At 43.3% G+C, this 15,413-nt stretch carries 15 protein-coding genes; 2 read left to right on the top strand and 13 right to left on the bottom strand.

All coding sequences use genetic code 11. The annotated features are described in order from the left end of the window. Window positions 1–76: 76 nt before the first annotated feature. A complete protein-coding gene (locus ACYCS5_RS23365) occupies window positions 77–523 on the bottom strand; it encodes a DUF6386 family protein (protein WP_459760194.1) in 447 nt (148 codons plus the stop codon). Between the two features lie 222 nt (window positions 524–745). Further along, window positions 746–844: a hypothetical protein gene (locus ACYCS5_RS23360; RefSeq protein WP_014599622.1), complete on the bottom strand. Its 99-nt coding sequence runs from the start codon at window positions 842–844 to the stop codon at window positions 746–748. Window positions 845–1,561: 717 nt separating this feature from the next. Between ACYCS5_RS23360 and ACYCS5_RS23355 the strand changes: the two genes are divergently transcribed. After that, complete coding sequence (locus ACYCS5_RS23355) at window positions 1,562–1,900, top strand: helix-turn-helix domain-containing protein (RefSeq protein WP_029516656.1); 339 nt, start codon at window positions 1,562–1,564, stop codon at window positions 1,898–1,900. Between the two features lie 204 nt (window positions 1,901–2,104). On the opposite strand, the gene ACYCS5_RS23350 is transcribed toward ACYCS5_RS23355, so the two are convergent. The 8 genes from ACYCS5_RS23350 to ACYCS5_RS23315 all read right to left on the bottom strand — a co-directional run bounded on the left by ACYCS5_RS23350 (window position 2,105) and on the right by ACYCS5_RS23315 (window position 10,564). Then, window positions 2,105–2,590, bottom strand: a complete 486-nt coding sequence (locus ACYCS5_RS23350; RefSeq protein WP_430023919.1) for a DUF1036 domain-containing protein — start codon at window positions 2,588–2,590, stop codon at window positions 2,105–2,107. 302 nt (window positions 2,591–2,892) lie between these two features. Beyond that, a complete protein-coding gene (locus ACYCS5_RS23345; protein ID WP_029516654.1) occupies window positions 2,893–4,032 on the bottom strand; it encodes a 5-methyltetrahydropteroyltriglutamate--homocysteine S-methyltransferase in 1,140 nt (379 codons plus the stop codon). A 123-nt stretch (window positions 4,033–4,155) separates the two neighbouring features. Further along, window positions 4,156–5,058, bottom strand: a complete 903-nt coding sequence (locus ACYCS5_RS23340) for a LysR family transcriptional regulator (protein ID WP_029516653.1) — start codon at window positions 5,056–5,058, stop codon at window positions 4,156–4,158. A gap of 134 nt (window positions 5,059–5,192) precedes the next feature. Further along, a complete protein-coding gene (locus ACYCS5_RS23335) occupies window positions 5,193–6,602 on the bottom strand; it encodes a glycoside hydrolase family 1 protein (protein ID WP_459760193.1) in 1,410 nt (469 codons plus the stop codon). Between the two features lie 74 nt (window positions 6,603–6,676). Next, window positions 6,677–8,557, bottom strand: a complete 1,881-nt coding sequence (locus tag ACYCS5_RS23330; RefSeq protein WP_459760192.1) for a beta-glucoside-specific PTS transporter subunit IIABC — start codon at window positions 8,555–8,557, stop codon at window positions 6,677–6,679. A gap of 183 nt (window positions 8,558–8,740) precedes the next feature. Next, window positions 8,741–9,598 carry a BglG family transcription antiterminator LicT gene (licT, locus tag ACYCS5_RS23325; RefSeq protein WP_029516650.1) on the bottom strand — a complete coding sequence of 286 codons (858 nt, stop codon included), beginning with the start codon at window positions 9,596–9,598 and terminating at the stop codon, window positions 8,741–8,743. A 247-nt stretch (window positions 9,599–9,845) separates the two neighbouring features. Continuing rightward, window positions 9,846–10,181, bottom strand: coding sequence for a carboxymuconolactone decarboxylase family protein (locus tag ACYCS5_RS23320; protein ID WP_069012182.1), 336 nt, complete (start codon window positions 10,179–10,181; stop codon window positions 9,846–9,848). Next, the gene (locus ACYCS5_RS23315; protein WP_165145314.1) at window positions 10,178–10,564 is read right to left on the bottom strand and encodes a tautomerase family protein; all 387 of its coding nucleotides are present in this window, start codon (window positions 10,562–10,564) and stop codon (window positions 10,178–10,180) included. Before ACYCS5_RS23315 ends, ACYCS5_RS23320 begins: the two co-directional genes overlap by 4 nt. A 111-nt stretch (window positions 10,565–10,675) precedes the next feature. Between ACYCS5_RS23315 and ACYCS5_RS23310 the strand changes: the two genes are divergently transcribed. Then, complete coding sequence (locus ACYCS5_RS23310) at window positions 10,676–11,551, top strand: LysR family transcriptional regulator (protein ID WP_459760191.1); 876 nt, start codon at window positions 10,676–10,678, stop codon at window positions 11,549–11,551. 153 nt (window positions 11,552–11,704) lie between these two features. On the opposite strand, the gene ACYCS5_RS23305 is transcribed toward ACYCS5_RS23310, so the two are convergent. From ACYCS5_RS23305 to ACYCS5_RS23295, 3 genes are all read right to left on the bottom strand, one after another. Then, window positions 11,705–13,633, bottom strand: coding sequence for a PTS fructose transporter subunit IIABC (locus ACYCS5_RS23305; protein WP_029516646.1), 1,929 nt, complete (start codon window positions 13,631–13,633; stop codon window positions 11,705–11,707). A gap of 67 nt (window positions 13,634–13,700) precedes the next feature. Further along, window positions 13,701–14,612, bottom strand: coding sequence for a 1-phosphofructokinase (gene pfkB / locus ACYCS5_RS23300; protein ID WP_029516645.1), 912 nt, complete (start codon window positions 14,610–14,612; stop codon window positions 13,701–13,703). Window positions 14,613–14,614: 2 nt separating this feature from the next. Continuing rightward, a complete protein-coding gene (locus tag ACYCS5_RS23295; RefSeq protein ID WP_029516644.1) occupies window positions 14,615–15,361 on the bottom strand; it encodes a DeoR/GlpR family DNA-binding transcription regulator in 747 nt (248 codons plus the stop codon). Between the last annotated feature and the right edge of the window lie 52 nt (window positions 15,362–15,413).

Raw genomic sequence — 15,413 nt, 5'->3', positions numbered from 1 at the left:
TTTCCCCTGGCTTCGGTTGTTCCTGCTTCCACCTGTTCAGGCGGCATGTATGGCCGTCACGTATTGATTCTGCAATCTACAGTCGAATCAGACCTGTAAAGCTATTGCTGCCTTCGCTTCCTTTTTTTATAGAAAGGTAAATACGGTTGTCTTCTCTGCTTGCCATGCATTCATAAAGTCCCGGTTGCACAGATAGGAACGTCCCTCCCCATGCACACTCAGGCTCCAGTCCACCACTTGTGGCTTCCTCCCCCGCTCCAATAAACAGGTTGCCTGAGGGAACCTTCAAAAACAGCCGCACAGTAGGCTTGTCAATATGATCTGTCATCAAAACCTCATAGGTCCCGTCCGCTCCCAGATTCAAAAAAGCTACATTTCCTTTGTTCAACTCGCCCAGCTCGTCCTCTTCAATGGACCACCAATCCGGATCATCGTCCAAACGATGCTTAAGAGCTTGCGTATCAAATAGGCAAAGAGTCGCCGTATCTGTTGTAAATTGAAATGGACTGCTTGCCGTATTCATCATGTGATCCTCCTGATTTTGGTCAGCTAATTTCTGTTTTTCCACGTCATACGCTATCCGTATTGCCATATACTTGAGGGAAAATCTCCCTGTATGTAAAGTATAACAATGCTTGCAGGGCCAGACAACATGTTGGACTAACACCCATTCTGCATAAAAAGCCCTCCCTCACGATGTCGTGAAAGAAGGCCGATTTGTGATTTAAGCGATGCTAACCTGCTGTTAGATCAGAAAAGACTTAGTAATAATTACCAACAAAATGAACAATACCAAAATCGCTCCTGTGGATGTCCATGCTCCACCGTAACCTACTTCACCCATGTCTGAATCCCTCCTTGCATTAAAGCTTACTCTTATCGTATGTAGAAAAGTGGATAACGACAGGGCGAATCGGCAAGTTTATTGCCATAGAAGGGCTACTCAAAAAATGGACTGATACGTTTGAGATAGATCGCTAATGACTCTGGATGACAACTGGCAGAGAATATCGTTAGTTCTGCGAAACAGCCTGCTCACATCCTTGTGCCTCATCATTTGAAGGAGCGGGGTTTCTAACTGGGATGAAAGAAATTGAGTGGTACCTATAAATACGACAACATCTAATCCAGGGTGGTTTCGGTATGTAATAAGTGCAGCAGGTCAGTCATAGACAGGAATCCGGGAGGGAAACGGCTGTTGTTTTCTTTCATATATAGTGCTTTTAACATGGAGGTCAAAGCCCAGTCACATAGGATAATGCAGCATTGGACTTGATTGTGCTTGTACAGGATTTGGGCTAGTTTCATGTGGTATTGGGATAGAGTGTGAAAATCCGTTATTGAATTATGTAGGTGTTGTGAGGGTCTGGACGGTTGAGGGGGACTTGGAATAAAGGTAGAAGGAGCTTCTTTCATATCTATTCCTCCAGAGAATTTCAATATTAGTCTTATTATACTCCAAAATAATACTTATAGATATTATTATTATTTATTATATTCATTATTCAATGTTTTCGTTTGGATATCTTGTCTACACTTTTAGAATAGTGAGGTGTAGACGATGGAAGATAAAGAAGTTCTTAAATTAGTGGGTGCCAGAATACGTGCTTTGCGAAAAGAAAAAGGATTATCTCAGGAGTCGCTTGGGGAAAAAGGTGGATTCCATTTTTCATACATAGGGCAGATTGAGCGTGGAGAAAAAAACGTATCTTTAATAAATATAGCTAAAATTGCTAATGCACTGGATGTTAATTTGATTCAGCTTTTTGCTTATGTAAATGAGGATATTAAGGTTACAAAACATGAAACTGATATACAAGAAATCGTAAAAATACTCCAAAAATCGAGTCCAGAGAAAGTACGCTTGGCGAGGAATGTGATACGGGAGATTACAAAATAAAAGGATTTTTTAGCAAAAATAAAGGAGCCACCTTTAGTTAACAAGGCAGTTCCTATTGCACTATTGTTTTACGTAAGTTCAATACCCTATCGAACATTAAAATAACATATATATATCCAGTATTATCTTAATTTCAAGTTTCTTATATAAAAGCGCGAACCGAATCGAATACGAAATTGCAAAGGATTTCCCGCCATTATGAAATTATTGGCTTCTAGGTAGTTTCTTGCGGTCATTCAATTTAAATTTCCTTTTTACCCTTTTTGTGGGCAATACCATACGAACATTTTTTAGCTTCGTTTTTCTTTGAGCACTATTTGTAATAAGGTTGACTGTAAAGTTCACGAAACCGCGTTGGATGTTAAGTGTTTTAAAACCAACTCTTCTGCAATTATTGCATAGATTACCATTAATATTCCAGATCCAACATCCACTGAAGTTATAATTAGGAACATGTATGGGGAAACTACCTGACCACACAAGATTTCTTGATACGCTCTCAGCGTAATAATATATTGTTCTATCCCCTACGTTGCCAGTAACAACTTCCCTCGTTTGACCAGGCGCCAAACGGTACCAGGTAGACAATATACCAGTTTGTCCCACAAAGACAAACCCACACCTACTCGCGTGATAGAAAATGGCTACCTGTACGGTAGAATTGGTGCTGTTTCGAAAATAAAGACTCATTTTTTTGTCACTCCCTCTTAATACCATTCTACAATCCATTGTATGCAAGAGTTGTAAATAGGAAGTGGACAAACATAAAAGAGTCTTAGCCTTTTTTAGGATACTCAGAGATTATGCTTTTTTAGAGTTTCCCGCCGTCAGTTTGGCGAAACCATATGACCATGTTGTTTATGTTATAGAATTCAATCAAAAGAAAACCACCACCTAATCTTGTAAAGATCAAAAAACACGTCCATATATGACGTGTTTTTCAATAAAATATCTTTAACTAATAGAACCTTTTAAATATCCTAAACCAAACCTTACTTCCAAATCTCGTCCGCAATCTCTTTAATGAAAGCAAGCTTTTTCCACTGCTGCTCTTCTGTCAGAATATTGCCCTCTTCTGTCGAAGCAAAGCCGCATTGTGGGCTGAGGCAGATGTGGTTGATGTCGACGAATTGAGTCGCTTCCTTAATGCGATTAATGACCGTCTGCTTGTCTTCCAGTTCACCCGTTTTGGAGGAAACGAGACCCAGTACGACCTGCTTTTGATCTTTCAGATGCTTAAGCGGTGTGAAATCGCCTGCACGGTCGGTATCGAATTCGAGATAGTAGCCGTCGATGTTGTCGATGCCGAACAGGGTTTCGGCTACAGGCTCATAGCCGCCAGAAGATGCCCAGGTGGAATGGTAGTTACCACGGCATACATGGGTCGTAACGACCAAATCGGCTGGAAGATCCTTCACCGTTTCCTGATTCACACGGGCGAACAGCTTTTTGGTATCTTCCACATTTTCACCCGCATGCTGTCTAGCTTCCCAATAGTTTTTATCACAGAGCATACCCCATGTGCAATCATCCAGTTGCAAGCTGCGGCAACCCTCATTGTACAACGCTTGAATCACGGATTTGTAGGCTTTGGCGATATCCGTCACCAGTTCATCCAGATTGCTGTAATACGTATCGGTTGTTTCTTTATTCTCTCCGCGCAATAGCTCGGCCAGGAACTGTGCAGGTGCCGGGATCGTTTGGCGTGCGATCGCATCCTCACCTGCTACTTGCTTCAGGAATTTGAAATCTTCAATGAAAGGATGACGGGAATGTCCGATTTTACCGGACAAGCGTGCAGTTTCCGCTCTTGTTTCCACACCTTGGAATTGGTAGCCGTTCAAAAGCTGTACCTTTTCCACACCGTCCAGACCCCACATAAAATCAAGATGCCACCAGGAGCGTCTGAATTCACCGTCCGTCACGGCTTGAAGTCCTACGGATTTTTGCTTTTCCACTAGCTTGATAATTTCGTTATCTTCAATCTTTCTCAGCTCGTCCGCAGAGATTTCATTATTTTGAAATTGAATTCTGGCGTCTTTAATCGCTTGCGGGCGCAAAAAGCTGCCGACCATATCATGTCTAAAAGGGGTCACTTTACGTTGGGATGCATTATCAAGGATGCTGCTCATTAGGGTTATCTCCTTTTTCGCTTCTATAGTGAAGTTCTTGTAAGAAAGATAACATACATTTTCAGTTATAAGGTAACTCCAATAAACTATAGCTAGTTATAGCCTAGGGCTATACCCAACTTTTTATTCCCCTATCGCCTCATGCAGCGCTTCTACATAGACAGTGGCCAGCTTGGAGAGCGCAGCATTTTTATGGCAAATCCATCCCACATTAATAGACTCATCACATTCCAGAGGGACGGAAATAATGTCGTTACCGTTCAGATCGGCACTGATCACTCCGGTAGAAATGGTATAGCCGTTCAACCCAATGAGCAGATTAAAAAGGGTCGCCCGGTCATGGACGCGAATGCTTTTGGGATGCGATAACGTACTGAGAATCTCCTCGGAAAAGTGAAAGGAATTGTACTCCCCTTGCTCAAAGGACAAATACGGATACGGATAAAGCTGGTCAATGGTCACGATGGACTGTTGGGATAGCGGATTATTGGCACTGATAAAAATATGTGGCTTGGCCGTAAACAGGCTGTTGAATTGTAGATTCGCATCTTTTAGCAGCTTGTTAATGACCTTGGCGTTAAATTCGTTCAGATACAGGATTCCGATCTCACTGCGCAGGCTTTTGACATCCTGTATGATTTCATGGGTTTTGGTCTCTCGCAAAGCCAATTCATACTCTTCTTGACCATATTGATTCACCAGATTCACAAATGCATTTACGGCAAAAGCGTAATGCTGCGTGGACACAGCAAAATGCTGTGGTGTAGGCTTGGCATCCAGATAGCGACTTTCCAGCAGCTCCGCCTGCTCAACGACCTGACGTGCATAACCGAGGAATTCCACGCCTTCCTTGGACAAAGAAATCCCCTTATTGGTACGCTCAAAAATGGTGATATGAATTTCTTCCTCCAGATCACGAATCGCGTTCGACAGACTGGGCTGGGAAATGAACAACCGCTTTGCCGCCTCATTCATGGAACCGCGATTGGCAACCTCAATGACATATTTTAATTGTTGTAGGGTCAATGCATGATGTCCTTTCCGTTTGTGTTTCTTCTATTATATAATACATGCCCATGCTCCTGAAAAAGGGAATTAAAAAATACCCCCTCAAAATGGTAACATCCATTTCAAGGAGGTGCTTTTCACTACTGTATTAATTAACGGACTTCGCCGTTTGTGGCAATCAGCTTTTGATACCAATAAAAGCTTTGTTTACGAATACGACGCAGATCCTTGAGATCAAACTCCTCACGATCCACATAGATAAACCCGTAACGCTTGCTGGAGCCTTGATGGGTACTCACCAGATCAATTGCAGACCACGGACAGAAGCCGAATACGTCTACACCATCTGTAATAGCAAATTGAATCTGCTCAATATGTTTCTTGAAAAAGTCAATACGATAAGGGTCTTTCACTAGATCCCCTTCTTCAAGCTTGTCAAAAGCGCCCAAGCCGTTCTCTGTCACGATCAAAGGCAAGTGGTAGCGAGAATAAATTTGGCGTAACGTGGATCTAAAACCGACCGGATCAATCTCCCAACCAAACTCCGTCGTTTGCAGGTTGGGGTTGACGGAACCTCGATATGCTCCGGGTTCACCCACAATTTCGTGCTGATCTCCTGTATGTGAAAAATCATTCCCGTCATCTAAACTTTCTCCTACGGTTTGAGAGGTATAATAATTAAATGCGATAAAGTCCGGGTTCCCCTTCGCTAATATATCCATATCCCCTTCTTCAATGACAGGCTCATAGCCTTTCTCGACCAAATAGCTCCAGGCAATATGGTTGTATCGGCCAAACACAGCCATATCCAGATAGAGCCAGTTGCGAATGGCTGCATAGTTATCGGCCGCGAGTGTATCTTCTGGCTTGGAACTGGCTGGATAGATAACCCCAATATTCGGTGCTGGTCCAATTTTCGCGTCAGGCAGCATCTCGTGGCACAATACCATCGCCTTCGCCTGTGCGACTAACATATGATGATTTTGTTGATACAGTACCTTTTGCGGATTTTCCAGACTTGTATCCAATGTACCAATAGAACCGGGATGGAGAATCAGCATGTTTTGCTCATTAATGGTTAACCAATATTTCACCCTGTCTCCAAAGTTCTCAAACAATGTTTTGGCATACTGTTCGAAGGCATCAATCGTCTCCCTTTTCGACCAACCGCCTTGTTGTTCAAGAGCATAAGGCAGATCAAAATGATACATGGTAACAATCGGTTCAATCCCGTATTTAATTAGTTCGTCAATTAATAAGCTGTAAAACGCGATTCCCTTCTGATTCACTTCACCTGCCCCCAGGGGATAAATACGTGTCCAAGCAATCGAGAAACGATATGCTTTAAAGCCCATTTCAGCCATCAGAGCTACGTCTTCTTTGAACATATGGTAATGATCACTGGTTACCTTAAAATCAGTGACCCCTTCAACGTGGTTAGCCATGTCAATCACAGAGGGGCCTTTTCCATCTTCGTCCCATGCACCCTCTACTTGATAAGCGGAGGTTGAACCTCCCCAGAAAAAATTTTCAGGAAATGCCTTCAATTGATTATGTTTCATGCTATAGTCCCTCCAGTTATCGTTATATCCTTCTGATTTTGCAATTCATGAATGTGATGATAGGCTTTCCTGTATCACACAACCAACGTTATCAATACTTCATTTTTTTGAATTTGCTCCTGATTTGTCTCAAACACATCCACTTTATTTTTTGTAAGCGTGACGATGACAGGGGTCACGATTTCGTATCCTGCTTCTATAATCTGCTCCCTATCAAATTGGATTAACAAGTCCCCTTGTTTTACGATATCTCCTTCTTGAACGACTGGATTAAAATGCTTCCCTTTCAGCGCAACGGTATTAATTCCAATATGAATTAATATCTCCGTACCCGCCTTTGAAGTCAAGCCGATGGCGTGTCCTGTGGGAAACAGCGAGGTTACAACTCCATCTATAGGCGCTACGACCTCACCGACAGACGGCTCAATGGCTAAGCCTTTTCCCATCGCCCCTGTAGAAAATGCCGAATCATTCACTTGGCTTAATGGTATAGCCTTGCCTGTGATCGGGCTGTAGATCGTTTCTTTCTTGATGTCAACAGCCTTGGTTGCTGTAACAACAGGTTCTGGTTCTGCTGTTTTCACGGATTCAACTGTTTCTGGGGTCTCCTCCTTCACCTTGCTTTCATACCCAAAAATAAGGGTTAGTGCGGTTGCTGCCGCGAATGAGCAGGCAATGGCAATCACGTATAACAAGGTTGGCGTATACACTGGAATCGCAAAAATGTTGTGAAACACATACGCCGTCATTTTCACTCCAAAATGTCCATTGATGGCACCGCCTAGAGCACCTGCGATAATGACAATTGGAATGACACGTTTATAGCGAAGCACCAGACCATACACAATCGGCTCTGTCACACCAGCCAGCAATCCTGTAATACTCGTGGAACCGGCAAGAGTTCTAAGTGTTTTATCTTTTCTCGCCTTCAGGAAGATACCAAATGCGACCCCAATTTGAGCAAATACAGCTGCTGCAGCCATCGCCTCAATCGGATCACCGCCAACACCGATATTTTGAATCGTGATCGGGGTAAAACCCCAGTGAAGTCCGAAGACGACCATAAAGGTCATAAAACCGCCAAGAACAATCCCTGACAAAATGCCACTTACACCGATTAACCATGTCACACCTGAAGAAATCCAATCTCCTACCCCTGTACCGAAAGGTCCAAAAGCCATCGCAGATAGCGGAACCATAATCATTAAAGCCAGCATCGGAACTAAAAATAGCTGTAAATCCTTAAGAATGATCTTCTTCAAAAACTTGTCTACCAACGCATAGATGCTAATGGATATAAAAATCGGGAAAACACTGGCGGAGTAGTTCATCATGACCACCGGTATTCCTAAAAACGATACATCAGAGCCTTTGTCCATCAGCCCCGTAAAGTTGGGTTCCATGAGAGCCGCACCGATCACACCAGCTACATAAGGATTCGCCTTCAGCTTTATACCAAGCGTAATCCCTAGTAAAATCGGCAAGAAGTAAAACACAGCATTCCCTGCAGCAGACAGGATCATATAAGTATCACTTGTTGCAGACATCCATCCTAGCAAGGTCAAAACCGTCAGGAGTGCTTTTATCATTCCCGAGCCCGCCATCGCTGGAATCAATGGGGAGAAACTACCGGAAATGACTTCAAAGATTGTGGATATGACCGATGTTTTTTTCCCACTGGATTCACTGGCTGCAGGGGAATTCGATCCAAAATCCCTGTTTTTCATGATCTCTGCATATACATAGGCAACATGGCTGCCAATAACAACTTGGAATTGTCCTCCGCTTTCAACAACGGTAATGATTCCCTCATGCTTCTCAAGCGCTTCTCTTTCGGCTTTTCGTGAATCCTTCAGGTCAAATCGGAGTCGTGTAGCACAATGGACAAGTCCATTGATATTTTCTTCTCCTCCAACGAGACGTACGATGTCTTCGCCCATTTTCTTATGGTCCATGTTCATTCTCCTCTTGGGCAGATTGCCTGGAAACAAAAAAATACCTAAACGAAAGGCCTGTATGATCAAAGAAAATGATCACTGCCATTCATTTAGGTATCGCCTGCTTAACCAGTAACAATCCTTATATTTAAGTTGTGAGCCTACTATAAATCACTTAGAAATCGTTTGCAAGCTTTTTTTCTAAGAACTAGCTATATCATTTCTGGAGGTTACACGCTGTATATGAATCGTCAAATACACTTTTTCATCAATCGACATAGCACTTTCATGCTTTAACTCTAAATATTGATTGATTAATTGGGTGCATTGAAAAGCCTTCTCGTATTTATCTTTGACTTGGTCATACAAGAAATTATCCCCTGAAGCTAGTTGTTCTTGTTCATTGCTCAGCAATCGTTGGGCAAAGTACTGCAAATGAGTAATAAACCGGGAATAATTGAACGAAGTTTCATCCAGTGTAATCTCGTAGTAATCGGTTACAATGTTGAAAATGTCATCAATAATCTCGGTAATCTCAACCGTTTGTTTCATTCCCTGACCGTCTTGTCTTGCATTTACAAAATGCATAGCAATAAAGCTTGCTTCATGCTCATCCATTTGGATGCCAAATTGAGCATGGATGATGTCCAATGCGTTCATTCCGATCATAAATTCTTTTTTGTAAAATTTTTTAATTTGCCATAACAGTGAATTTTTAAGTCCTACGGATTTTCTGTATCGAGAGATGGCAAATTGAATATGGTCAATCAGAGAAATATAGATATTGTCACTAAAAATATCTCCCATTTCCTTTTTTGCGCTGCCTACAATTTCATCCGCCACCTTTAAATACTCTACAGATGTTTCCCCAATAAGATCTATTAATTTTTGTGGAATTTTATCGGACTTTAATACAAAGGTTTTTTCTATTTTGTCCTCATCGACCCTCTGGCCATTTTTCTTTTTAAAGCCTAGACCATTCCCTATGACAACAAATTCATGACCCACCTGATTTTCGACTCGGATAACATTGTTGTTAAAAATTTGCCGGATGATCATTTATCTGCTCACCTCATTGATGTAATGACAAAGTTTGTAATAACAAAAAAAAAACCAAATAACGACTAAATCAATTAGTCATTATTTGGGTATCGCCTGCTCACCAGTAACAATCCCGAAGGGCACTTCACCCCTCATTCAATTACTCTTACTATACCGCTTTCAATGCAGAATAACAATACAATCATGCCAAAAAACCGCCAAACACTCGGAATCCTTTGTGCTTAGCAGTTTTTTAGGTTCATGCTTAACTTTCTTGCTCTTTGCAAAACACCTCTTTGGCAACCTGAATGGCTGAGGCTGCCCGGGGCCATCCTACATAAAAGGCAAGCTGTGTAATGACTTCAACCAGTTCTTCCTCCGAAATCCCGTTTTCCTTGGCCAGGTTCAGATGATAAGGAAGTTGATTCACATGCTCACCCGCCACCAGAGCAGCAACTGTAATAAAACTCCGTTCCCTAAGAGACAACTCACTTCTTCTCCATACATCTCCAAAAAGAACATCCTCCGTATAGGTTACAAAAGCGGGTGCAAAATCACCTATCGTTTCCCGAACACTCGATTTGATTAATTTATGCTTCATACAATCATCTGGGCAAGTCCATTGCCAAAGGACCAATCCTCTAATTCAGTCTCTACCAGTGTCACAAAAACATCCTCCGGTCGGACTTTACATTCAATAGAGATGAGTTCGGCTAATCTTTGGTAAAAATCCTTTTTTTGTTCCGTAGTTCTACCCGATCCCATCGTAATTTGGATGTACAGCAGCTTGTCTGTTCTGGATACATTCAAATAATCGGGACTATAATAAAACTCGCTTTGCTTATGAGCATGAAAAACCTGAAAGTAATCCTTGGGCGGGACCTGAAAATGTTCGATCAAAGCATTCATGATACAGCGGCTAATGTCAGGCAGCTCTTGCTCTGTGTATTGTTGCTCCATGTAGCCAACTCGTACAAATGGCATGTTCATCTCTCCTATCCGTTGGGATAAGATGATTGTACTCCTCTACCCTTCATCTGTATAATTGAAAATAATCATAAATATATTCAATTTCATCGATGGAGATGAGCAAGCGTGGATCTGAAAGAATTAACTACATTTCGTACCATAATCGAAGAAGGAACGTTTTCAAAAGCTGCTGTTAAATTAAACTACGCTCAGTCTACAGTCACGAACCAAATCCAGAGGCTTGAAAAAGAGCTGGGATTTCAACTTTTTAAAAGGGGTTGGGATGCGGAGTTAACGTCCCCGGGCAAACTATATGCCGAGGAGATAGACGGACTTATTCAGCATTGGAATTTTGTAATGGACCAGGCGAAGTCGCTGAAAAAGGAGGAGATCGGCACGCTCCATATCGGTGTGCTTGAAACGGTAGCGGCTACCTTACTCCCCTTGGCTCTGCAGCAGTTTCGAGAGCATAAACCGAATATTACGTGTCATTTTACAGTTGGAAACACGGATGCACTCGCACATGCTTTGGTGGATGGTAAGCTGGATTTTGCTATCTCTGGGGAACCTCACTCCATTCCTTCCTTACACTTTGAATCCATATATCACGAACACATCGCCTTTATTGTGTCCCGTAATCATCCCTTCGCGGCAAAAAGTGAGCTTCAGCTCGAAGATCTGTACGCGTATCCGCTTATCGTCGGAGGTAAGAACTGCTTGTACCATATACCACTGGAGAAAGAGCTTTCACACTTCCCGTCGATGCCGTTTTTTTATACTGTCAGTCAAATCTCGTCGATCCCCACGTTCGTAAAAACGATTCCTTCAGTTGGAGTGGTTCTATCGTCAATGCCTTTGCCGGAGGAACTGGTCACCGTCCCCCTCCAGTTAACAGACCCTAATATTGCCATTGGACTATTACAAAACAACCATCACCAGCAGTATATGTCTTCGGCCCGAAAGCTATTTATACAGCTGGTTAAGGAGCTTTGCAGGCTATAGCATCTATGCAAGACTACTAATAAGTTATATCATCTTTGCATAAAGAAAAAGCCGCTAAACACTCAGAAACCTGGTGTTTAGCGGCTTTACTATTTTGAAGGCCTAAGAAAATGTGGCCCTCTCTTTATTTTTATACTCTTGTTGTCATACCTGTTATTTCGCTTCAAGCGGTTTTTTCCACAGTCCCAGAATGAGCGCGGAAATTACGGAACCAATCACCACTGCAAGCAAGAACAGCAAAGCATGATTGGCAAGAGCTGCTACAAAAATTCCGCCATGTGGAGCTGGAAGATTGATTTGCCAGAACTGCGTCAGACCACCAGCAATCGCTGAACCTACAATACAAGAGGTTAAGACACGCAGAGGATCAGCAGCTGCGAATGGAATGGCTCCTTCCGTAATGAAGGACAATCCAAGTACATAGTTCGTCAAGCCAGACTTGCGCTCTTGCTCAGTAAACTTATTTTTGAAGAACGTCGAAGCTAATGCGATTGCCAGCGGAGGTACCATGCCGCCCGCCATAACAGCCGCCATCATAGCTCCGTTCGTGTTACCACTGGAAGTAAAGACACCGATCGAAAATGCGTAAGCTGCCTTGTTGAAAGGTCCACCCATGTCAATCGACATCATTCCGCCCAGGATCAGACCCAAAATAACTGCATTACCTGTTCCTAAATTGTTCAGAACGTTGACAAGCCACGTATTAATACCACCGAAAATTGGATCAAACAGGTAGAACATAATCGCGCCTGTAATTAGGAGTCCGAATACCGGGTATAACAAGATTGGTTTTAAACCATCCAGCGTTTTTGGTAGACCTGCAAAAGCTTTACGCAGGAAGATCACCACATAACCAGCCAGAAAACCTGCTGCCAGACCGCCAAGGAAACCTGCATTGGAGTTTACAGCCATCAGACCCCCAACCATACCTGGCATCAGTGCCGGGCGGTCTCCAATACTCATCGCGATAAATCCGGCCAGTATCGGAATCAGGAAGTGGAACGCACCTGTTCCGCCGCCAATCGTTTGTAACAGTTGGAAGAATACATTATCTTCTCCCGCTACCTGTTCAATCAAGAAGGAAATGGCTAGCAAGATCCCCCCGCCTACAACGAATGGTAGCATATGAGAAATACCGTTCATTAAATCCTTGTAGATTTTGCTGCCTACGCTGCTCTTCTCCGCTTTCGACTCTTCAGCGCTGCCTTTACCTTCACTACGATAAATTGGCGCATCGCCGTTCAGCGCTTTGCGGATCAGTTCCTCAGATTTACGAATACCGTCACTTACCGGTCTTTGTAATACAGGTTTACCGTCAAATCTGGCCATTTCAACCTTCTTGTCAGCTGCGACGATTACTCCTTTGGCACGACGAATTTCATCCGCTGTCAGTACGTTTTGTGCGCCTTCCGAGCCATTCGTCTCTACACGGATATTTACACCCATTTCTTTCGCTTTCTTAATAAGAGCATCTTCAGCCATAAACGTGTGTGCAATGCCTGTAGGACAAGCGGTCACTGCAACCACAAACTCGTCAGAATTCGGATTGCCAACGATAACGTCTGGCGTTTGCTGCGCTTTGGCTGCCTCTTTCTTAGCCTCTTTTGCTTTTTTGGCAGCTTCTTCTTCCGCCTGCTTGGTATCAAACAACACAGATACTTCATCCGGTGTTTGCGTTTTCATAAGGTTCCCGATAAAATCGGTATCAATTAAGAGCCGGGAAAGGGCTGCCAGTGTGCGAAGATGCGTATTTGCTGCTCCCTCTGGAGCCGCAATCATAAAGAACACTTTTGCCGGCTCACCGTCCAACGATTCGAATTCTACGCCTTTACTGCTTTTGGCGAAAACGACAGTCGCTTCATTCACAGCTTTGGTCTTGGCATGCGGCATCGCAATGCCGCCGCCGATTCCAGTGCTGGACTCTGCTTCACGTTTGTAAATCATTTCTTTAAACAAGGCACGGTCATTAATACGTCCACTTGCTTCAAGGCTAGCAATGAGTTCCTCAATCGCTTCGTCCTTTGTCGTCGCCTGCAGGTCCATGATCATCGTTTCTTTAATCATCAGGTCTGTTATTCTCATTTTTCACACTCTCCTAAGTTCGGTCAGCGTGTCGATACACGCATAATAAGCTCATGATGCAGCCGGATTACCGTTTTGAAATCGTGACTTGCGGCCGTAATTGTTCAATTTTCTCTCTAGTAGCCAGATCATCGGAAAACGCAGTTGCGCTTCCGGATGCCACTCCTGCACGGAATGCTTCGATCGGATCGCCATGAAGAGCCAGCGTACCCACGAATCCAGCAATCATTGAATCACCTGCGCCTACAGAATTTTTAACCGTTCCTGCTGGTACATTTGCGTGATACACTTCATCTGCCGTAATGAACAAAGCCCCTTCTCCTGCCATGGAAATCAGTACATTTTTTGCACCTGCTTCCAGCAGCTTACGACCGTAAGTGACGATCTCCTCCTTTGAATGAATAGTTACGCCAAACAACTCAGCCAACTCGTGGTGATTTGGCTTGATGAGCAGCGGTTTATGAACCAGTGCTTTCATCAGCGCCTCACCTGTGGTGTCGATGACGAATTCAGCCCCAGTTTGCTGGCATACGCTAATCAGCCGATCATAGAAGTCTCCTCCAAGTGACGGCGGGATACTTCCCGACAAGACGACAATGTCATTTTTCTGGAGTGCGGCCAGCTTTTGCACCAACGCATCGGCCTCTTGCTCACGAATCACAGGTCCCAAACCGTTAATTTCCGTTTCATCGCCATGCTTGAGTTTAATGTTAATCCGTGTGTCATCTTCGATCATTACAAAATCAGTTTTAATGGATTCTTCCCGCAATGTATCGTCGATAAACCTGCCTGTGAATCCTCCTAGAAAGCCGATCGCCGTGCTATCTGCTCCCAGCTGGTTTAGTACACGTGATACATTAATTCCTTTACCACCTGGCAATTTCAAATCACGTTTCATCCGGTTCAAATCACCAAGCTTCAAATCGTCAACTTCCACGATATAATCAATGGAAGGGTTCAGCGTTACTGTATATATCATTGTTATCCCTCGATTATCTTAGTTTTCTGAGCGATGGATCGGCGTGAGCGTTCTGGCATCGATTCGGTAATAAGTATAGCTTCCTTGAGCTCGAACAGTTTGGCGAAGGTTACTTCTCCAATTTTGCTGGAATCGGCCAACACATACGTTTTGCCTGACAACTGATGGGCTCGCCGCTTGATTAGCGCCTCTTCAGGATCAGGAGTCGTATACCCCATTTCCATATCCACCCCGTTCGTTCCTAGAAAGCACTTGTCGAATCGAAAATTGTCCAAATTTTGTAGGGCAATACTGCCAATTACGGCTTTGGTATGAATTTTCATCATCCCTCCCAGTAGATAGCTTCTGATTCTTTTACTTACCAGTGCTTCTACGTGGGATAGACCATTCGTCACGACCGTCACGTCTTTAGCTTCAATGTAAGGAATCATCGCCATCGTTGTTGTTCCCGCATCCAGATAAATACATTCGCCATCCAAAATTTCTTTGGCTGCCATGCGGGCGACTGCGTTTTTTTGTTGAACGTTTTTGAATGTTTTTTCTTCCATGCCAGGTTCCTGACTTTTCTGATTCAGTAAGGTTGCCCCACCATGAATCCGTTTTAGCAACTGACGGCCCTCAAGATCTATCAAATCGCGCCGAATTGTTGATTCAGAAGCTCCCAACAGATCAGCCAATTCCTGCAACTTTACAACACCACGTTCTTGTAAGCGCTGTATTATTAACTTGTATCTTTCCTCCGTCAGCATCTTCATTCCCCCAACTGTTTATATCGTACCACAAACATGATAAAAAACAATC

It is taken from the genome of Paenibacillus sp. SEL3, assembly GCF_054602585.1.
This window is presented reverse-complemented; position numbering and strand designations above follow the sequence as displayed.